This is a genomic window from Paenibacillus sp. sgz302190, assembly GCF_059820445.1.
On sequence record NZ_JBZYAO010000011.1, the window covers coordinates 1 to 20,240 of the forward strand.

Genomic DNA, 20,240 nt, shown 5'->3' on the forward strand with positions numbered 1-20,240 from the left:
CGGAAGTAACGAATGGAAAAATAAGTATCTAATAACTCGAAAAGAAATTTGTCCATTTTAATCCATTTGATGTTAGCTTCTTTGCAAAGCTAGTGGGTATTTCCTACGAAATAGGCTTGTTTTGGCGAAAAACCTGCAAAAGTGCAGGAATTTTTGCTGAAAGTGAGTCTGTGTCCCTGTATTCGGTGAAAAGCCTGCACTTTTGCAGGAATTCTTCGTGGCCAATGATCAAGGACGCAAATTCATGTATTTTTGCAGGTTTTCTTCGTTCATCTAGGCAGACTGCGGCAGAGGATTTCGATAATGGCAAAAAGCCTGCACAAATGCAGGAATGTTTCGTCTTCAGCGTAAGACCGAACGAAAATCTGCACTTTGCGGGCTTTCTCCGCGCAGCCAGACAGCCAGGCCATCCGGCTCTGCGCGCGAGTTCCACTGCCTGACTTTCGCTGATTTTACGCGCTCAACTGACAGCGGGCAAGTTTTTAGAGAGTCTCTTTTCTGCGAATGGCTGGTGATATTGGTCATTCACAAGGTTTTTCATACTATGCCGGCGATGCCGGTCATCCATTTCCGGTCACCCGCAGGGCCGGATGTGGTCGACCGACCGCCGTCATGCAGCGCAGCACCGCACGCTGGGAGCTGCGCGCAGCGCGTCCGAGTCCGAGTCCGCCAGACCCGTACCGGTTTTCCCTGAGCTTGCAGGCCAGGGCGGACACGACGGTCCTCCGGGCGAGCAGCCACCCCCGCCTAGACGGCGAACGGCTCCAGCTTTTCCTTGACGGCCGGCCATTCGTCCGCAAGGATGCTGAAGAACATCATATCCGCGCCTTGGAAGGACTTTCGCAGCGTGCCCTCGCATACGGCTCCGATTTTTTTCAGTGCCTGCTGCGAACGGATATTGCCGGCCGCCGTGCGAAATTGGATGCGGATGGCTCCCGCATCTTCGAAACCGTGGCGGAGCAGCAAGTATTTGCAGGTCTGATTGAGGCCTGTTCCCCAAGTAGAGGGGGTAAGCCAAGTGAAGCCGATCTCGAAGCTGCGGTGCTCGGCGGACGGGTTCAGGATGCTCGTACTGCCCATAACGGAATCCTGCTGCATAACCGTGTAGGTGATGCGATGGCCCCGTTCCGCATCCTCGATCGCTTGCCGGACGATTCTGCGCATATGGTCCGGCGTGGCTGCGCGGAAAGGCAAGTGATTCCAGATTGCGGCATCGGAGCCGGCTTCGAACAGCGCCTCGGTATGGGATATGTCAAGCGGAACGAGCTTAACGCTGCCGGCGGCTAGCGGAGTTTGCCTGATCGACATGAGCATGCTGTTTAATCCCCTCTCCGTGTTATGTATGACAATGATGCGGCTTATTCCATGACCGGTTCTTGAACAATATAGCCGACATTGTCTGCTATAGCCTTGGAAATGACGCAATTAGAGGAACAGCTTCTCGCAAGCTGACGCATCTGTTCGCGTTGTTCTTTGCTGCCGTCTACGGCAATGGTGGGATATAGGCGAAGCTCGGAGATTCGCACTCCGGAACGGTCCGACACCATGTCGCCTTCAACGGTGACTTCGAGCTTCGACAGCTTGATATTGGCCTGACTCGCAGCAATGTTCGTCGTAATTAAATAACAGGCAGCTGCAGCACCGGCGAGCAGCTCGCCCGTCCCCGTATTCTCGGGGACACCGCCCCAAACGGTGGGAAGGGAGAAACCGGTGTCAAGCGCGCCGGAAGACCCGCTCAGTTTCCCGAGAAGGGGCTGGAATTGGCTGATCGAGCTTTGAACTTGAAACGTATGCATGAACGCTTACCTCCTTTTTTTAAGCCATGGTGAACCGGCCTGACAGTTTGATTCGCCCCGCCTCGTCCGCAACCGTCCATACGCCTTCAATCAGATCGCCGGAGCGATCCGGCGGAATGGATTGATAGGAGCCGCAGACATAAAGCCGTTCGTCCGCAAAAACGAAGTCCACGAACGCGGCATGCCAGAAGCGGAGCTTGCGCCCGGGAAACCATTCGGTCAAGGCATGGCCGGACATGCCCATCACGAGCATTCCGTGGGCGATGATGCCTTGAAATCCGCTCAGGCGCGCGGCGTCGGGATCCGTATGAATGGGATTGAAGTCGCCGGATGCGTGAGCATACTCCTTGATGCGGGACAGGCTGACGACCGGAAGCGGGAGGGTGGGAAGCCGAACCATGGATTCCGTGTTCATTGTCCCGCCTCCCGTCCTTGTTCAGCCAGTTGGGAACGGCTGACCAGAACAAGCCCCGACTCGCGGTTCGTCCAAACCGTCTCGAGCGTGAATGTCTTCATCCGATTTCTGGAGAGCGCCGAGACGACGCTTGTGACTCCGGTAAGCTCGTCGCCGGCGCACACATCGCCATGCCATTCGAACGATTGCCGGACATGCAGAGTTTGCGCCGGTTTCAGGCCCAGCCGCCGACAGATTTCGGCTTGGCCTGGGCCTGCCGCCATCTCGAGAACGAATGCGTAGGTCGGCGGTGCGGGAATATTCCGGTAGCCGCATTGCTTGGCTGTATCGCTGTCCGAATAGAGGGGGCTCGGGTCGTCGATCGCCTTCGCAAAAGCGCGGACCGCCGAAAGGTCTACACTGCAATGGAACGGTTCGAACACTGTACCTACAAGAGATTCTACGCCGGAAACATGCATTCCTTCTTTATTTTCCATTTTTTCCTGAAATCGATAATGAATCTTTCAGCACACGATCCAACTGACGTTCGCATTCGCGCTCCAACTCAATGATGGCCGCCAGCTTGCGAAGGTGGGGGGTGATATCCGATCTACCGGTCATTTTGGCTTTCATGGCGCCGTTGCGGAAGGAGTACCACATGTTGATCGTCTCATAAAGCGTGTCGCAGAACCGGCTGTCCAGGATGCGGCAGAACGTCTCGTCGTCCTTCATGGAATGAATAAATTCGGTAAACCCCTCGCGCGATTCGACCACATCTTTCATTCGATCCCAGATAGATACAAGAAAGTCGACATCCGGATTCATCTCCTGTACATCCTCGTACATACGCTCCAGCCCTATGAGACCCGATGCATATTCCTCTCGAATCTCGCCGCGCATGTGGTTCAGGCAGCTGCGCAGCTGCGAAACGAGGAGTGCCTCGTCCAGAACCGGTACGACGGGCGCCGATAATTCATAGCAAAATCCTCTGTACTCATAACCTTTTTCGATAGTTTCGGCATCTACCCACCCGACTTGATGCGGCGACCAATCGACGATATGGAACCGGTTCGTCTCCTCATCGATGCCGTTGATCACAAAGAAATGGGTACCGAAGCTCTCAGAGCCGTAAAGTGCGTGCCAAGGCAGAAAATGCATGCGTGCCATCGTATACAGACAAGTGCCTCTTCCAACGATGTCCCGGACCAGCGGCTTCAGCGGCTCATCTTTGTAGCGAATGGCTTTGACCTGGAAAAATCGCTCCAAGTTCCGCCAGAGGTCGGACTGATGGTAGGTTTCGAGATTGCTTCTGCGCGGTTTGAGAGACGGCGACGAAGCGAAACTGTCAAGAGAGTGGTAATAAAAATTCCAGCTGTCTGAAAACAGCCATTTAAACGGCGCACCGTTCGCCTCCAGAAAAGACATCATCAATTGTTCGTTGCAATCCAGGAATTGCGCAACTTTCATAACCGGCGGTGAAAGCGGAAGTGTGCTTATCATGTCTGCTAACCTCCTAATGATAAGATCGGTTTCGGCAGTCGGGCGGCTGGGTCGATACCGGACGATCTATTTGTATGGGGAAATGTGAAGGACAATTACAAAAAATGTTATTTTTTATATTGGAATGATTTGGATATATCCTCATAGTCTAGACAAGGACAAAGAATTTGGAGGGACTGCCATGCTTGACGGAAAAATCGCCCTGGTGACGGGAGCCTCGCGGGGAATCGGGCGGGCCATTGCGCTGGAGCTTGCCTCTGCGGGTGCAGACCTGGTCCTGAATTACGCTTCAAGCGAAGCGGCTGTCCGCGAAGTGGTAAAAGAGATCGAGGCATTGGGGCGGCAATGTCTCCCAATTCAAGCGGACGTCGGATCGTCGGAAGAGGTGGAACGCATGGTGATCCGGGCGACGGAGTTTTTTGGCCGTATCGATGTGCTGGTGAACAATGCTGCCGTGATCCGGGACGGGCTTTTGTTAAGAATGGACGACTCCCAATTCGATGAGGTCCTCCGTACCAATTTGACCGGGGCTTTCTACTGCATCCGTTCCGTATCTCGCCGTATGCTGCTGCAAAGGCAGGGCAGTATCGTCAATTTGTCTTCAGCGGCAGGCTTCCTCGGGAGCCGCGGGCAAGCGAACTACGCCGCCTCCAAAGCGGGGCTCGCCGGATTGACCAAAACGGCAGCCCGCGAGCTCGCGCCGCTCGGCATTCGCGTGAACGCGGTTTCGCCGGGCTGGATTGATGCCGGTATGGCCGGCGACCGGGACGAAGCATGGCGTCAAGAGCAGGAGAGAAGCATTATGCTCGCGAGGCCGGGACGGGCGGATGAGGTCGCAAAGGCAGTCCGTTTTCTCGCCTCGGACGAAGCGTCCTATGTGACGGGACAGACACTTCGCGTGGACGGCGGTATGGTCGTCTAAGCGAACTTAGCGGAACGGGCGAATGTTCGTGTTGCCGTTTCGGACAGAAGTACCTTATCGAGGAGGAGAAAAAAAGAAATGAATGAGACCATGGTTGAACAGTTTTTGTTTGAGTTCCTGAAAGGAAAGCTGAACCTTCCCGCCGAGCGGAGTCAAATTAATCCGGAAACGAAGCTTGGCATAGGCGGGCTGCAAATGGAATCGCTGGCGATTGTAGAACTTGCCGTCAATCTGGAAGCCCGATTCGGCATCGCGGTGCCTGACGAAGACCTGGACCGCATCTCGCGCTTCAACGTTGCGGAATTGACGGCGTATTTAAGCGGCAAGCAAGTGACGGCATAGTCGGCATGCGGCAGATGGATATCACGAAGGAGCAAATCAAGGAACTGCTGCTTGAGCGCAACCTGTTCAGAACGGTAACGGACATTCTGGCCTACGATACGGAGCTCGTGCTGGATTCGTTGACGCTTGTTTGGTTTTTGAACGGACTGGAGACCCGATACGGTTTGAACCTGCGGCTCGATGACGAGGATTGGGAGCAATTCCGTTCCATCAATGCCATCCACAGGCTGCTCCACCGAAAAAGCAGAGAAGCGGAAGGAGCTGAATCGCATTGAAGCAGTTGAGCCGGCCAGGCCGGCGGGTCGCAATTACCGGATTCGGCTTATTGACTCCGTTCGGTTTCGGTGAAGAGGCCGTAAGACGTCATTTGTTTCGCGGTGAAGACCGGTTTGCGCCGGTAACACGGTTTGATACAGATAAGTTCAAAAACGCCGTGGCAGCGGAATCCGGCTTTACCGGAAGGTTTCTGGAGCTTGGCATGGAGCTTGCGGAAGCGGCGCTGCGCATGGCTCGTCTCGACAGCGGTCATGTCGCAATTATGCTGGGTACAATGGGCGACTACGGCGAACTTAACCGCTTTTGGCGTGAGAAGTTGGACGGAAAGGCGGAAACGAGAGGTGGTATGGAATGGCTGCCCGCCTACCATCTCGCAGCGATGGCGGAACGGTTCAAGCTTCATGGCAGACAGTGGGCGTATACGAATGCGTGCATCGCATCAAGCAGCGCCATCGCCGCCGCTTGCGAACTCATTGCCCAGGGCAAGGAAACCGCGGCGCTTTGCGGCGGCTACTCGCTCGTTACCGAGGAGATTTTTGCGAAGTTCAATTCGGGAAGGGCGTTTTCCCGGGACGGTAAAGTACGCGCGTTCAGCAGGGGTCGGACCGGCATGCTGCTTGGGGACGGCGGAGCGATGTTCGTGCTGGAAGACTTCGACCATGCCCGGAACCGCGGAGTCGATATTTTGGCGGAAATCGCCGGTTGGGGCGTTGCGAACGACGCTTTCCATGTTTGCCAGCCAGACCCGGAGGGAGGAGGCATGGCAAGAGCCATGATGAAGGCGATTCTGAGAGCGGGCGTCCATCCGGAATCCGTTGATTACATCAATGCGCATGGCACGGGTACGCCTCTCAACGACGCGAGCGAAACAAAAGCGGTCAAGCAAGTGTTCGGCTCCGCCGCTTACCGGATCCCCGTCACCTCCACGAAAACGATGACAGGCCACATGCTGGACGGTACCGGCGCAGTTGAGACGGCCATTACGATGATTGCCATGAATGCGGGCATCGTTCCGCCGACCGCCGGCTTTACCGATACCGATCCGGCTTGCGATCTCGACTACGTCCCCCATGCCGCGAGAGTGTCCGAGATTCGCTGCGCGGTCAACCTGAATGCGGCTTTCGGGGGCTTCAACAGCGCGATCTTACTTAAGAATGTCAAGGAAGGAGGGATATGGTGACCCGGCTTGCGATTACTTCGGCCGTTTGTCTGGGGCCCTGGGGCGACGATGTCAGTCGGCTCGAAGGGCGGAACTGGCAGGAACAGGCTCCCGCCGACGTTCCGCCCGTACCCGGATTCATCGAGTCGGCCTTTAACCCGCTTGTATATGCCGTCGTCAAACGCCTCTTTGATACTGGAGCTTTCTCCGCGGGAGAGCGGACATCGCTGCTTCTGGGCAGCTTGTTCGGCGACGCGACGACCAACGACCTGGCCAGCAAGCTGTTGATCCAGGGCAAACCGGACAATCCGATGCTGTTCTACCAGTCGGTTATGAATTCCATTGTCGGCTACATTGCGCGCGACATGGGCATCAGCGGAACGACCCTGTGTATGGCGGCGTTCGGGAACATGACGTCTGCGCTCTTGGAGCAGGCGGAACTGCTGCTTGCTTCCGGAGATGCCAGGCAGGTCATTATCGTCGGCGCTGAAGTGTCAGGGAGTGTGAAGACGGATAAGACGTGGAGCCTGCTTGACCCTTCCGGAACCGGGCATGACGCAGTCGTTGACGCAGCCGCCGCATTCGTCGTAGAGCTTGCAGCCGATGCGTCCGCAGACGGTCGCCCGATTCTGGCTGTCCTTGAGCTGGTCGGGTCAGGTGTTTCCGACTGCGCCGAAACCGCAGGCAATGCGTATGAAGCGCTGCCGCTGCGCCTTGGCGGCATACAGGGAATGATCGGTTTGGCGCTTGCTTTGCAGCGGCTTAACGATCTGCCGGCCCCGGCAAGCGTTTTGTTCCGCGACTACAGTATGGGAGGAGACCTGTATGATATCCGATTGGCACATCCCGCCGGATTGGGCTAAGTCGCTCATTGCCCGGACCGACCCGGACCGACCCGCTCTGATTGCCGGGCAAACCGTTTCGTACGGCCGGCTGCAGCGCGAGATCAACACATGGATTCCGGAACTGGAGAGACGAGGAATCGGCCGGGGGACTACTGTCGCCTTGCAGGTTAACCGATCGTTCACCTATCTCTATCTGGTCTATACGCTCTGGAGTCTTGGCGCCGGCATCATAATCATTGATCCGCGGCTTCAGCAAGACGAAGCGGATGAACTGCTGGACCGGTTTCGCCCGGGCTACCGTATTCGTGACAGGCTCAAGTCCGGGGGCGTGCCGGTTTTTAGGGAAGAGCTTGACGTTGACATCACCGCTTACGGACAGGATTACTGCCAAGGCGGGGCTGCGATTAGGCCTTACGCGATTCTGCAATTCACTTCCGGTACGACGGGCCGCCCCAAGGCCGTCGTCCGTTCCGCCGCCTCCATTCGCGCGGAGCTGGATCGGCTGGCCGCGATCCCAAACGGCATCCGGCCGGACGATACCGTGGCCGTTCTCGCCTCGCTGCACCATTCCTTCGGACTGGTCGGCGCCGTCATGACGGCCCTCTCGACAGGTGCGGCTGTATTAATTCCGCCGGATCTGCAGGGCAAGCGCATTGTGCAGAGCATGGCGGCTTCGCGGACCACCGCACTATTTGCCGTACCGTTTCATTTTGAACTGCTGGCCGGCTTGGCCGAGACGGACGTCGGCAGCTTGCGAATCGCCGTCAGCGGCGGGGAGATGCTGCCGGAAACCGTGGCCGAGAAGTTTCGCGAACGGTTTGGCGTGCGGATAGGTCAAGCCTACGGAACATCCGAAACAGGCATGCTGGCCGCCGATTGGCATGGCGACTTTCCGGGTACTATCGGAGCATGTCTGAACGGCATCGAGTGGGAAATTCGAGATAGAGAACTGCTCATCGGGCTTTCGCAGTCCCCCTATGCGGACGAGGCAGGCAACGAGCGCTACAAGGAGGGCTGGCTGCATACCCGCGACGCGGTCGAGGTTGAGCCCGGCGGCAGGCTGCTTCACTTGCAGGGAAGGCTCGACTCGATACGGATTATCGGCGGGCTCAAGGTGGATGCGGTAGAGACGGAGAACAGCATCGGCCAGCATCCGGAGATTGAGGAGGCACGCGCGGTTTTTACGGAGGATCAGCGGCTGGAAGTGTATCTTGTCGGGAAGCCGGGACTCGACATGTCCGAGCTGCTTCGGTGGTGCGCCGGCCGGATGGCCGCCTACAAAATCCCGCAAATGTTTCACCGGGTCCATTCGCTTCCCCGCACTGCGAGCGGGAAGCCGGTTCGCGATCCGGCAGCATTGGCGGGCTTGCCCCCCTGGCACGCCCCGGGAATAACGGAGTAAAGGAGAAGAGCTCATGTTTGAAATGGAATCGCGCACGAAGCAAATGCGCATGATGCGGTTGTTCAGCCGCAGCGGAGAGCGCATGTTCATGGTCCCGCTCGACCATGCTGTGACAAGGGGGCCCATCAGCGACTTGGCGGGCATGGCGGCGCTCAACCGAGCGATTGCCGCGAACGGGGCCGATGCCGTCGTTCTGCATAAGGGGCGCGTCCGGTTCTTCGATCCGGCCTGCTTCCAGCGGCTATCGCTTGTCATCCACATTAGCGCAAGCACCGTTCACGCCGAAGACGTCGACGCCAAGACGATTGTCGCATCGGTCGAAGAGTGCATTCGTCTCGGGGCGGATGCGATAAGCGTGCACGTCAACATGGGGTCGCCGACGGAAGCGGCGCAGCTGTCCGATCTGGCCAGAACCGCAGATGCCTGCAGCCGCTGGAATATGCCCCTGGTCGCGATGGTCTATCCGCGCGGCCCCCGCATCGCGAATCCGCAAGAGCCCGGCCTTGTCGCCCATGCGGTCAATTTGGCCACGGAGCTTGGCGCGGACGTCGTCAAAACCGTCTATACCGGCTCGGTCGAAACAATGAGCCAGGTCGTCCGATCGTGCCCGATCCCGATCCTGGTGGCGGGCGGAGAAAAGAAAACCTCCCTGAGCGACGTCGTTCAGTTTACCCGCGAAGCGATCAAGGCAGGTACACGAGGCGTGGCTATGGGGCGCAACGTGTTCGAAGCGGGGCAGCCCGAAGAAGTCGTCAGGGCCGTGTCCGAGGCCATCGATAGCACGGCCGGCTTATTGCAGTGGGTCTAAAGGAGGAAAGGGAATGAAAGCCATTACCAATGAAATCGAAATAAGCATCGCCAAAAGTGCCGATCACATCTCGATCAGGAGCGGCACATCCAAATTTGCATGGTTTGATTTGCGGCAGGCCGGCGGTCCATCCGATCCCGATCCTATTCTTTCTCTCCTGTCGCACCTGAAATTCGACGGCGTGATCGCCGATGAAGCCCAGCTTGACCGGATTCCGGCCGGCTTGCGCAAAATTGTGTTCACGACAGGCATACCGACCGCCGAGGAGATCGAACGCTACAACCGGATCGGGGACGCCGTCCTCATTCTCGAACCGGAGGCCGTCGAAAGCGGCTGGTTCAAGCAGCATCGACATTCGATCGGCGTTACGGCAGGGACATTCGTGAACGTTACCGATCCTGCATCGCTGCAGCGGGCGGTCGCGCTCACGCACGAAGTGCAGCTGCTCATCGTAGAGTTCAGGGACGATACCAAAATTCCGCTGGAGATCGTACTGGCCGATGCCCAGAATACGGGCTGTGCGGTCGTTATGAAGGTGAGGGACAAGTTGGAGTCCAAAGTTGTATTCGGCGTGCTCGAATGCGGGGCCGACGGCGTCATCTTCGCTACGGACGACTGGAACGAGCTGTACGCGCTGCACGATGTCGTCCACGCGAATTGCACCCGGCCGGAGCAGCGGGTGGAGACACTCACCGTGGTCAGGACGTCCCATGTCGGAATGGGCGACCGGGCATGCATCGACCTGACGACCTACCTGGGCCTGGACGAAGGCATCCTGCTCGGCTCGTTCTCGAACGGCGGGCTGCTTGCCTGCAGCGAAACCCATCCTCTACCGTACATGCCTACCCGGCCGTTCCGCGTGAACGCGGGAAGCCTGCACAGCTACGTTCTCGCCCCTGACAATCAAACCTGGTATTTGTCCGATCTCCGCGCAGGCATGGAAATACTTGTCGTAGCCACGAACGGCAAGGCTCGGCGGGCCGCGGTAGGGCGGGTCAAAATCGAACGCAGGCCGCTGTTGTATATCGAGGCGGAAGCGGCCGACGGCACGCGGGTCAATACGATCATGCAGGAAGATTGGCATGTCCGCATTTTCGGCTCGGAGGGGCAGCCGCTCAACATTACGAATCTGCGCCCCGGCACGAAGGTGCTCGGCCATACGATGGCTTCGGGCCGTCATGTAGGCGTCAAAGTCGATGAGTTTATTCTTGAACAATAGGGAACGAAAGGAGTGGATGACGGTGAGCGAGACTTTTGTACCGTTGGACGTCCGGGAACGATGGCAGAACGACGAACGGCTGGGCTGCGGCAATTTTCTTTCCTTTGCACTTGAGGGAAACCCCGCGCCGGACCATCCGCTATTATGGCTGCACAAGCCGTTCGCTGCGTATGACGGCGCTTCCTATGAAACGCTTAGCCTGCGGGAACTGGAGGCGTTGGCCCGCCACTACGCGTCGCTCTATCACCGGCTTGGGGTAGAGCCAAGAGATTGCGTCGCCGTATACCTGGATGAGGGCATCGGCAGCATGGTTCATTATTTGGCGTTAACGTCATTGGGAGCTATTCCGGTGTTGGTGAACGGCGCGATGAAGCCTGAGATCGCGGTCCGATTCATCGGCCGCATCGGCGTCAAGGCGGTTTATGCCGATACCCGGCGCCATGCCGCGATTGCAGCCGGCGCAGACGAGTCATGCGGTCTGCTGATTACCGACGAGATCGCGGCAAAAGCGGAAGGTGGATGGCAGGATCGAAGTTTGCCTCCCGTCTACCCTTATCGCCACGCGCCCCGGGATCCGGTGCTGATCTGTCACTCCTCGGGAACGACGGGAATGCCGAAGGCGATTACGTTCGAGCATCATCAATTTTTTGCCGGCATCCGCACCCGGCTGACAGTCGGCCGGGACTCGGAGCGCGTCCTGTCCGCGCTTCCGCATTCGCATTCGGCGGGCATTGCTTTCCCGATGTACTATATGCTGGTTGGTTCACCTCTCCTGATTATGGCCGATTTGTCGGGAGAGGCAGTCCTTGAGCAGGCTGAATCGTTCAAGCCGATGACCGTAATCGCCTTTCCGCAGACGTATGCGGAGCTCGCGGAGCTTGATCCGGCCAGCCGCAATACCGAGTCGATCGAGGTGTGGATGAACACGGGCGACAGCGCGCATGAGCGTCATATCCGTCCTCTAATCCGCGCCGGCTCGCACATCCGGAACGGCAAAAAAGAGAAAGGCTCGACCTTCCTTGACGGTCTGGGCTCATCGGAGATGGGCTTCACCCTGTTCCGCAAAATCCACTCTATTCGCACGGAAATTTACGACCGCTGTGTCGGCTATCCGAATGAATTCGTCGACGCGGCTGTGCTGAACCCTGAGGGAGAGACGCTGCCGCCGGGCCGGGTCGGCATGCTGGGCATCAAATCTCCGACGGTTACAAGCGGATACTGGAACCAATCGGAGCTTACTTATCGTTCTCGCCTGAACGGTTACTGGCTTACCGGCGATATGGTGTATAAGGACCAGCAGGGCATGTTCTACCATGTAGACCGAATCCAGGATACTATCCGGGGGAAGAACGGTCCGGTCTACAGCTTGCCGATGGAAGAAACGGCGCTCAACGCGCACGTTCTCGTCCGGGATTGCTCTGTCTTCGGAATTTCGGCGGAAGACGGGTTCGAACAGCCGGCGGCCGTGCTTCTCATAGCTGCCGGTTCCGGCTTATCGCCGGACGGATGGCTTGCTCTCGTCAACAGCGCGCTTGAAAAGGCCGGACAAAGCCGGCTTGCGTTCCTGGCCGTAACCGAGGCCAAGGAAGACCTTCCGTGCGGCCCGACGGGCAAAATATTGAAGCGCGCGCTGCGCGAACGGTTTCGGGACGCGCTCCGGATTCCGAATGCGCTGCCGTCAGGGGACGCCGTCGCCTTCGATCCGGCTGACTCCGGCAGGCATGCGGCCTCGGCGGCGGAATAGGATACGTGCGTAATGCAGAAATATTTTTATTTCGCGGTAACGACGTTCAAGAGCATGAACGTGTATAAGCTCGATTTGGTGCTCAAGGTGGCCGGCTCCATCATATTAGTTACGGCCATGCGGGAGATTTGGCTGTCCATGTACAAATTTACGCCTCGTCTTGCCGCCGATACCGGCGTAGATGCCAAGACGATGGCCACTTACGCGATCGTATCCGTTATCGTCAGCATGCTGCTTGCACCGAACATGGCGGGCGAGATGGGACACAAGGTTTCAACCGGCACCATCGTGACCGATTTCATGAAGCCCTGGAACTGGATGCTGATGTATCTGGCGAAATCGGCCGCAAGTGCGGTGTTTTCCCTTCTTTTTGTCGTCGTGCCGCTTGGTATTGCGCTTTGGTTTATTTATCCGATCGACATACCGGACGCGGGACGGCTGATGCTGTTCGGGATCAGCGCCGCCATGGCTTTTATGCTATCGTTCTGCATCAATTTTTGTGTCGGCATTCTGGCTTTCCGCTTCACCCAGAGCTGGGGCTTCGATGTCATCAAGGAAGGCTTGGTCCGCGTCTGCTCCGGATTTCTGGTACCGCTCTGGTTTTTCCCGGAAGCCATCGGGGCCTTCCTGCACTGGCTTCCGTTCCAGGGGATTTATTATATACCGCTGTCCATCTATATCGGACAAAAGACCGGCGGGGAATTGGCCGGCGCTCTCGGCTTTCAGGCGGCATGGATGATGGCGCTCTTTCTGTTCGGCCAGGCCATGCTGTACTTCGAGAGGCGGCGGCTGGCCGCAGCGGGAGGGTAGTGCGGGTGATCATGTATGTAAAGCTGTACATAACGCTGCAGTGGGCAAATATCCGTTCACGAACGGCATACCCGGCCAATTTTTTGATCGGGACGATCAGCATCGCCATCATTTGCTTGGTCGACATGGTTCTTTCATGGGTACTGACGCAGCGCGTCCCGCAGATCGGGGGCTGGGGCTTCCATGAACTGCTGTTTATGCTGTCCGTCTGGAGGTTGACGCACGGTCTGTATATCGTCGTGTTCCAGCAGATTTCCGATCTCGACCGGACCTTGAGGGAAGGGGAGTTCGACCGACTTCTGGTCAGGCCGCTGCCGCCGCTCTTCCAATATTTCACCCGGACCGTGGAAATCGGCGGGCTCGGCGATCTGGTCGTTGGCTGCGGCGGCTTGGCCTATGCGCTGCGCTATTTCGAAGGCTGGAACTTGATGCATATGGCGATGCTGATCGTTATGATCGTAAGCGCCGCAGCGATTGAATGGGCACTGTTCACGCTCATTGCCTGCACGTCGTTCTGGACGCTTCAATCGCAGGGATTGCGGGGGATTTTCGACACATTCCTGTTCCAGTTCAGCAAATTTCCGTTAACTGCATACAGCAAATGGGTGCAGGTGCTGCTTACCTTTGTGCTGCCGGTCGGCTTTATTTCGTACTATCCGTCGCTGCATTTTTTTCAGGACAACAAGCCTATTCCGTTCTACACGGGACTCGTCTACGCGCCTCCGGTCATAGCCGTCCTGCTGTGCGGGTTGACGTATCTGGTGTGGCGCAGAGGCATCAATGTGTATAAAGGAGCGGGAACATGAGCGAAGTAATCGTGGCGGACCGATTAGTCCGCGAATTCAAGGTTCCGGCTGCAGGCGGGGAGAAAAATCGGCAGACACGCGGCTTCGCCGGGTTGTTCGGATCGCGTAAAACCGTCAAGCGTGTCGTCGACGAGGTCAGCTTCTCGATTTGCAAAGGGGAATTCGTCGGCTACCTCGGTCCGAACGGAGCGGGAAAGTCTACGACGATCAAAATGCTTTCCGGCGTTCTTGTTCCGACCTCAGGCTCTGTCCAAGTGCTGGGCAGAGAACCTTACAAGCACCGGCAGGAAAACGCGCGCAGCATCGGCGTCCTGTTCGGCCAACGCTCCCAGCTGTGGTGGGATCTGCCGCTCGTCGAGTCCTTCCGCCTGCTCGCCAAAATTTATTCCATTCCTCGCCGGATTTATGAGGACAGATTGGCTACGTTCACGGACGTTCTTCATTTGGAGCACATCCTGCATATGCCGGTCCGGCAGCTCAGCCTCGGCCAGCGGATGTGCGGCGACATTGCCGCTGCGCTGCTGCACAGTCCGGAAATTTTGTTTCTGGATGAGCCGACGATTGGGCTCGATATCGTGGCCAAGACGAATATTCAGTCGTTTATTCGCAAAATCAATGAAGAACTGGGCATCACGGTCATTTTGACGACGCATAATTTGGACGATATCGAAAAACTGTGCAAGCGGGTTATCTTTATCGATCAGGGCCGGGTGATCTACGACGGCTCGACTTTGGAAATGGTGAGAGAATTTGGCGAGCACCGGTATCTGGTCGTCGATACGGGCGGTTGGAAACTCGGCGAGCCTGAGTGGCACGGACCCGAGATCGTCAGGACCGAAGAGCGAAAGCTGTGGTTCCGAATCGAAGACGACGCCCATATCGCACCGATGATCGGCATGTTGAACGAGCGGCTGCCGATTGTAGACCTCACGATCAAGGAGCCGGGGATTGAAGAAATCATCAAGCATATATACGAACAAAAAGCGTATCGAAACGCGTAAACTCAGGAGGTTATTCCATGAATGGGACGGAAAATCATATTTGTGTCGATTTGACGCCAACTTTCAACGGCAAAGGGATCACATGGGAAAAACTCGGCATCGAGGGCCGTTTGGACTTTCAGGGGCTGCACATTCACGGTGACATCGTCCCGAACGGGAAGACTGTGAAGGTAGGGGATACGGCGTTTGTGTTTCCAAAAACCGATAGTCCTGACAATGACCACATCAGCTGCGAGGGGCAATTGTTGGAGTTGGATGCCGTCCGCTGCAGACAAGCGGCGTTCCTCGGATTTTGTACGTGGGGGAATTTTAAAGGGCAGGCAACAATCCGCTATGCGGATGGGACGGAAGAGAAAAAAGAGCTTGCATTGTCGGACTGGATCCAGCCCCAAAAAGCGGAGACCGGATTTTTCCACGACGAACCGGCCTTCACATTCCCGTACTGCCATGAAAAAGAGATCAAAATAGACCGGGTTCACGGCTTTTATGTGGACCGGATTAAGCTGGATGAGACCAGGGCGATCCGATCGATCGAACTGCCCGACAATCCGAACATGTATTTGTTTGCCATGACGCTTGAAGGAGTAGAGCCCCGTTGAGGAAGAACGCCTCAGGGCCAGGAGGACCCTGATTTTACCGGAGTGGACCCTGGATGATTCATTCCTTATTAGTTAAACCCTGGCTGTTACAGCCGGGGTTTTTCTTTTTTCGGGGGAAGGGATAGGCTAACTTTGTTTCGGCTGAAAAGCTGCGAAGGCTTGATGTTGTGCGGTTTTATTCCTGTTTATGGTCAAATCTTTTATTATTCTTTCATTTGGCTGTAGTATACTTAAAAAAGTTACGATTCAGAGATTTGAAATCACTAAAAATTCAGTCAAGAGGAGTAAAACAACAATGCTCGTAACAAGAATAAAGAAGGGGTTATTGCTGAAGTTCGCCATTATTTTAGCCGGGTGTGCGTTATTCTCCGTATTATCGCTTTTCTCTCCGCTTGCGTCCCCTGCGTCGGCGGCGTCTCCGCCTCCATGGACCTACTGTGCCGCCGACGGGAAATATTGTTCGTTTACCGGCACGAAACTCGTGGAATATGGTTCGACGTCGTTAATAGATGGCCAACAGCGTTACATAACTAAAAAGCTGACTTCCAAAACGTATACGCTAGCTGACGGTTCGTCTGTTGCAGGCGTATTTTGCGGTGAAAGCGAGTTTGCTCATGTAGAACCAGCAAATATATTTGGCAATGGTTGCTTATATCGCGACCCTGGCCCGGAGCTTGATGCCGCATGGTCGGCATCCGTCGGCGAGGGCAATAAGACGGTTACGGTTTCTTTTACCGTTCCGGAGACGCAAGTGGGTACGCTTGCCGATCTGAAAAGCAAAATCAGCGTCAAAAGAACGGATGAGGCGATCTTTAAAGCGCTCGATTCGGAGGATTCCATCAGCAACTCCACATCAGGCGGGGCCAGCAAGCTTCAAATCAATTTTAAAAACCCGCTGATGGGGTTGGGCAACCAGATTAGAATAGAAGCAGGCGCACTTGCGGATATCGTAAGGGAACCTTTCAATGGGCCGATAGAGATCAACGATCTCGACGAGAATGACCTGGGCAGTTGGCAGTACGTAGGCAATAGAGGCGTATCGGTAGGCAAATCGTTTCAAATGTCTCTGGCGTTCATTGACGGCACTCCCTATCTTGCTTATGTCGATGGCATTAGCATCGGCGATGGGCTTGGCGGCAAACTTTACGTGAAAAAATACGATGCAAACACAAACAGTTGGACGCTTGCCGGGAACGGTGCGCTTTCTATAGGCTTAGTCAGCTCGATGTCCACTTCCGTCTCGGACGGCATCTTGTATGCGGCTTATAACGACGCGGCAAACGGAAATAAAGTTTCCGTAAAAAAATACGATGGCAGTAATTGGCTGCCTGTAGGCAGCGGAGATATATCGACACACCAAACGAGCGGGATTTCCCTGACGGTCTCTAACGGCACCCCTTATGTCGCGTATGCGGATGAGGATATGGATAAGGATGGGCTAAAGGTCTATAAAATTACGGTGAAAAAATACGATGAAAGCAATGGCGGTTGGGTGACGATGGGCAGCGAAAGATTTTCGCAGGATGCCGTGTCGCAGATCTCCTTGTCAGTCTACGACGATACCCCTTACGTGGCATATCGAAACGAGAAACCGGATCGTATATTTGTTGGCGGAAAATGGCAGGATATCACCGTTTACACAGGTGTGGCCAAAAAATTCGACAAAACGAAGCAAAGCTGGGTCGATTTGGGCCAATTTGCCGATGGAGGAAATCAAAACGCGTCCTTGGCCGTAGACGGCGGCATCCCGTATGTTGCTTATGTGGATTGGCTAACCGGCAATAGCATCACGCTGAAAAAGTACGGGGGAAGCGGTTGGACGAGGATAGACAACGGGAGTTTAAAAATAGTGGGAGATGGTGGAGGGTTTGTAAATTACACTTCCTTCTATTTTTCCGGGGGGACTCTCTATGTGGCTTATGCGGGAAGTGACGCTAAAGCCACAGTGAAGAAATTTAACGGAAGCAGTTGGGTAACGGTGGGCGTCTCGGGGATTACGGAAAGCACGGCGCTTGGAAACTCTCTTTACCTCGATAACGGCGTTCCCTATTTGGCGAATTCCGTATTTATTATGGGTGGAGATCCCGCTATCGACAGGAAGCCGGGAGTTCAGAAATTTCTTTTGACACCGCCTGCGTTGACGGCGGATACGACGAGCAATGACACGGCAAGCCCGATCGACATTACGTTCCCGGATTTAGCGGCTTGGCGCAATGAAATTACTGCGGTGAGAGACGGAACGACCGTGATTTCGGCGGCGGATTATACGGTTAGCGCCGGGAAGATCACGTTGGGCCCGGGCGTGCTGGCAAAAGGAAACCATACGATCACGGTATCGACGAGACATTATGCGGATGCGACATTAAGTCAGATGATAACACCGAGATCGCCGACGTTAACGGCGGACACGACAGGCAACAATGCGGCGAACGCGATCGACATCACGTTCCCGGACGATGCGGCATGGCGCGGAGCGATTACGGCAGTAAAAGACGGCGCGGCAACAGTGCCGGCGGATAGTTACACCGTAAGCGCCGGGAAGATCACGATAGGCGCCGGCGTGCTTGTGGAAGGCAATCATACGATTACCGTATCCGCAACCGGCTATGCGGACACAAGCGTCAATCAGACGATCCAAGCGAACACAGCGGATTTGAGCGGCTTGAGCTTAAGCAGCGGTTCGTTAAGTTTTGCAGCGGCAAAGACGAGCTATACACTGAGCGTTCCGAGCAGCGTTGCGAGCGTGACGGTCACGCCGACGGCGGCGGATGCAACAGCGAGCGTGACGGTTGCAGCAAATGGAGGAGCGAGTTCGGCTGTAACAAGCGGCCAGTCAAGCGAAGCGATTCCGCTGAGCGTAGGAGCGAATACGATTGCAGTAGTTGTAAAAACGCAGAACGGCGCCATCACGAAAACCTATACGATCCATGTCATCAGGATCAGCAACGATGCGCTGCTGTCCGGCTTGACTGTAGATCAAAGCACGATTTCACCTGCGTTTGCGCCATCGGAACTTGAATACAGCGTGAATGTGCCCAACGCCGTTTCAACTCTCAATTTCACCGTAACCAAGGCGAATCCGGATCAAACGCTTACGGTTACAGGCGCGGCGAACGGCACAGTTACGGGCAACGTGTATACCTATACTTTTTCCAACTTGAATGTCGGGTCTAACCTGATCCCAATTATGGTGACCGCGCAGGACGGCATGACGATGAATACGTATTCTCTCACTGTGAACCGTGCGCCAATGGCAAGCAGCAATGCAGACTTGAGCGGTCTATCGTTGTCGAGCGGAGCGCTAAGTCCCGCTTTCGCATCCGGAACAACGGCCTACACTTCCAGTGTGGATAACGTCGTATCGAGTCTTACCGTAACAGCGAGCGTATATGACAGCAGGGCGGCGATTACCGTGAACGGAATTTTGATTTCCAGCGGTCAAGCGAGCGGAGCGATCAGCCTGAATGTTGGCCCTAATCCAATCGCCATCGTTGTTACAGCACAAAACGGCAGCCACAAGCTGTATCAGGTTGCAGTGACACGCGAGGCACCGGCCGTAGCGCCAAGCGGTGATGGAGGCGGGGATGGCGGTTCAGCAGCACCAAGCAACCCACCGGTAAACTCCGTTGACGGTCATTTAACGCTTCCGATGGGTACAGCGGGCGAGGTTAGTTTGCAAAGCGAGGTCACAGTTTCGATCCCGGCAAATGCTTCAGCTCAAGAACTGAAAGTGACGATAGACAAATTGTCGGACACGCACAACCTGCTAACGAATAAAGAAGTTCCGGCCAGCGCGATTTTCGAGATTTTGAAAAATTTTTCGGGCAACTTTAGCAATCCGGTAACGCTGACTTTTGCTTTCGATCCGACAAGCTTGAGCAGCGGCCAAAGGGCCTCGGTATTTTACTTTGACGAAGCGAAGAAGGAATGGGTGGAAGTCGGCGGTGTAGTAAACGGCAACCGCATCCGTGTAGAGGTGAACCACTTTACGAAATATGCGGTGTTCGCCGTAGGCCAAGCAGCAGCAGGGCCAAAGAAAGATTCTTTGACCGATACGAAACTGAATTTTAGCGATATATCCGGACACTGGTCTGAGGCCGACATCAAGCAAGCGGTAAAAGGCGGAATCGTCACGGGTTATCCGGACGGTACATTCAAACCGAATCATACCGTTACGCGTGCGGAATTTGCCGTCATGCTGATGAACGCGCTGAAGCTGCAAGGAGCAGGAGCGCCGCTGACTTTCACAGATGCAGCGAAGATCGGAGCTTGGGCTCAGCAAGCAGTCGCGCAGGCGGTGCGAGACGGCATTATTAAGGGCTATGAGGATGGCAGCTTCCGTCCGGATAAAGAAATTACGCGAGCAGAGATGGCGGTGACGATCGCTAAGGCACTGGGCAAATCTGTCGAAACGAATGCAGCAACAGGCTTCGCGGACGACAAGGACATTCCGGCGTGGGCGAAGGACAGCGTTGCTTATGTGAAGCAAGCGGGTATTGTGCAAGGGAAAGGCGATAACGCATTCGCCCCTCAAGACCCTGCAACAAGGGCAGAAGCTGTAACGATTCTATTGAATATGCTGGCACATAAAAACAAGTAAAATACAGCCTTCTTCAA

General features: G+C 55.7%; 19 protein-coding genes. 14 read left to right on the plus strand and 5 right to left on the minus strand.

Annotation, left to right across the window (positions count from 1 at the left end; translation table 11 throughout):
• Positions 1 to 747: 747 nt before the first annotated feature.
• From AC6RNO_RS14215 to AC6RNO_RS14235, 5 genes are read right to left on the minus strand one after another with little or no spacing between them, the layout of a single operon-like run.
• Positions 748 to 1,314 carry a GNAT family N-acetyltransferase gene (locus AC6RNO_RS14215; protein WP_497105807.1) on the minus strand — a complete coding sequence of 189 codons (567 nt, stop codon included), beginning with the start codon at positions 1,312 to 1,314 and terminating at the stop codon, positions 748 to 750.
• Between the two features lie 44 nt (positions 1,315 to 1,358).
• Entirely contained in the window at positions 1,359 to 1,796 is a 438-nt protein-coding gene (locus AC6RNO_RS14220) for an OsmC family protein (protein WP_497105808.1), read from the minus strand.
• A 19-nt stretch (positions 1,797 to 1,815) separates the two neighbouring features.
• Positions 1,816 to 2,211, minus strand: a complete 396-nt coding sequence (locus tag AC6RNO_RS14225) for a MaoC/PaaZ C-terminal domain-containing protein (RefSeq protein WP_497105809.1) — start codon at positions 2,209 to 2,211, stop codon at positions 1,816 to 1,818.
• Positions 2,208 to 2,687 (minus strand): FAS1-like dehydratase domain-containing protein, encoded by a 480-nt coding sequence (locus AC6RNO_RS14230; protein WP_488436188.1) that lies wholly within the window; start codon positions 2,685 to 2,687, stop codon positions 2,208 to 2,210. The genes AC6RNO_RS14225 and AC6RNO_RS14230 overlap by 4 nt, the downstream gene beginning before the upstream one ends.
• Positions 2,677 to 3,690 carry a hypothetical protein gene (locus AC6RNO_RS14235; protein WP_497105810.1) on the minus strand — a complete coding sequence of 338 codons (1,014 nt, stop codon included), beginning with the start codon at positions 3,688 to 3,690 and terminating at the stop codon, positions 2,677 to 2,679. Before AC6RNO_RS14235 ends, AC6RNO_RS14230 begins: the two co-directional genes overlap by 11 nt.
• Positions 3,691 to 3,871: 181 nt before the next feature.
• Between AC6RNO_RS14235 and fabG the strand changes: the two genes are divergently transcribed.
• The 14 genes from fabG to AC6RNO_RS14305 all read left to right on the plus strand — a co-directional run bounded on the left by fabG (position 3,872) and on the right by AC6RNO_RS14305 (position 20,223).
• Positions 3,872 to 4,612, plus strand: a complete 741-nt coding sequence (gene fabG / locus AC6RNO_RS14240) for a 3-oxoacyl-ACP reductase FabG (protein WP_474681862.1) — start codon at positions 3,872 to 3,874, stop codon at positions 4,610 to 4,612.
• Between the two features lie 78 nt (positions 4,613 to 4,690).
• A complete protein-coding gene (locus AC6RNO_RS14245) occupies positions 4,691 to 4,954 on the plus strand; it encodes an acyl carrier protein (protein ID WP_474681861.1) in 264 nt (87 codons plus the stop codon).
• Between the two features lie 14 nt (positions 4,955 to 4,968).
• Positions 4,969 to 5,229 (plus strand): hypothetical protein, encoded by a 261-nt coding sequence (locus AC6RNO_RS14250; RefSeq protein WP_488436185.1) that lies wholly within the window; start codon positions 4,969 to 4,971, stop codon positions 5,227 to 5,229.
• Positions 5,226 to 6,410, plus strand: a complete 1,185-nt coding sequence (locus tag AC6RNO_RS14255; RefSeq protein ID WP_497105811.1) for a beta-ketoacyl synthase N-terminal-like domain-containing protein — start codon at positions 5,226 to 5,228, stop codon at positions 6,408 to 6,410. The genes AC6RNO_RS14250 and AC6RNO_RS14255 overlap by 4 nt, the downstream gene beginning before the upstream one ends.
• Positions 6,404 to 7,252: a hypothetical protein gene (locus AC6RNO_RS14260; protein ID WP_497105812.1), complete on the plus strand. Its 849-nt coding sequence runs from the start codon at positions 6,404 to 6,406 to the stop codon at positions 7,250 to 7,252. The genes AC6RNO_RS14255 and AC6RNO_RS14260 overlap by 7 nt, the downstream gene beginning before the upstream one ends.
• Positions 7,215 to 8,636 carry an AMP-binding protein gene (locus AC6RNO_RS14265; protein WP_497105813.1) on the plus strand — a complete coding sequence of 474 codons (1,422 nt, stop codon included), beginning with the start codon at positions 7,215 to 7,217 and terminating at the stop codon, positions 8,634 to 8,636. Before AC6RNO_RS14260 ends, AC6RNO_RS14265 begins: the two co-directional genes overlap by 38 nt.
• A 13-nt stretch (positions 8,637 to 8,649) precedes the next feature.
• Entirely contained in the window at positions 8,650 to 9,444 is a 795-nt protein-coding gene (locus tag AC6RNO_RS14270) for a 2-amino-3,7-dideoxy-D-threo-hept-6-ulosonate synthase (RefSeq protein WP_497105814.1), read from the plus strand.
• 13 nt (positions 9,445 to 9,457) lie between these two features.
• Complete coding sequence (locus AC6RNO_RS14275; protein WP_497105815.1) at positions 9,458 to 10,663, plus strand: 3-dehydroquinate synthase II family protein; 1,206 nt, start codon at positions 9,458 to 9,460, stop codon at positions 10,661 to 10,663.
• 22 nt (positions 10,664 to 10,685) lie between these two features.
• Complete coding sequence (locus AC6RNO_RS14280) at positions 10,686 to 12,407, plus strand: AMP-binding protein (RefSeq protein ID WP_497105816.1); 1,722 nt, start codon at positions 10,686 to 10,688, stop codon at positions 12,405 to 12,407.
• 12 nt (positions 12,408 to 12,419) lie between these two features.
• Complete coding sequence (locus AC6RNO_RS14285; protein ID WP_474681853.1) at positions 12,420 to 13,217, plus strand: ABC transporter permease; 798 nt, start codon at positions 12,420 to 12,422, stop codon at positions 13,215 to 13,217.
• 11 nt (positions 13,218 to 13,228) lie between these two features.
• Positions 13,229 to 14,023 carry an ABC-2 family transporter protein gene (locus tag AC6RNO_RS14290; protein WP_497105914.1) on the plus strand — a complete coding sequence of 265 codons (795 nt, stop codon included), beginning with the start codon at positions 13,229 to 13,231 and terminating at the stop codon, positions 14,021 to 14,023.
• Entirely contained in the window at positions 14,020 to 15,024 is a 1,005-nt protein-coding gene (locus AC6RNO_RS14295; protein ID WP_474681852.1) for an ABC transporter ATP-binding protein, read from the plus strand. Before AC6RNO_RS14290 ends, AC6RNO_RS14295 begins: the two co-directional genes overlap by 4 nt.
• A gap of 17 nt (positions 15,025 to 15,041) precedes the next feature.
• Positions 15,042 to 15,623, plus strand: coding sequence for a beta-sandwich domain-containing protein (locus AC6RNO_RS14300; protein WP_497105817.1), 582 nt, complete (start codon positions 15,042 to 15,044; stop codon positions 15,621 to 15,623).
• Between the two features lie 295 nt (positions 15,624 to 15,918).
• Positions 15,919 to 20,223 (plus strand): hemoblobin-interacting domain-containing protein, encoded by a 4,305-nt coding sequence (locus AC6RNO_RS14305; RefSeq protein WP_497105818.1) that lies wholly within the window; start codon positions 15,919 to 15,921, stop codon positions 20,221 to 20,223.
• Positions 20,224 to 20,240: the final 17 nt, after the last annotated feature.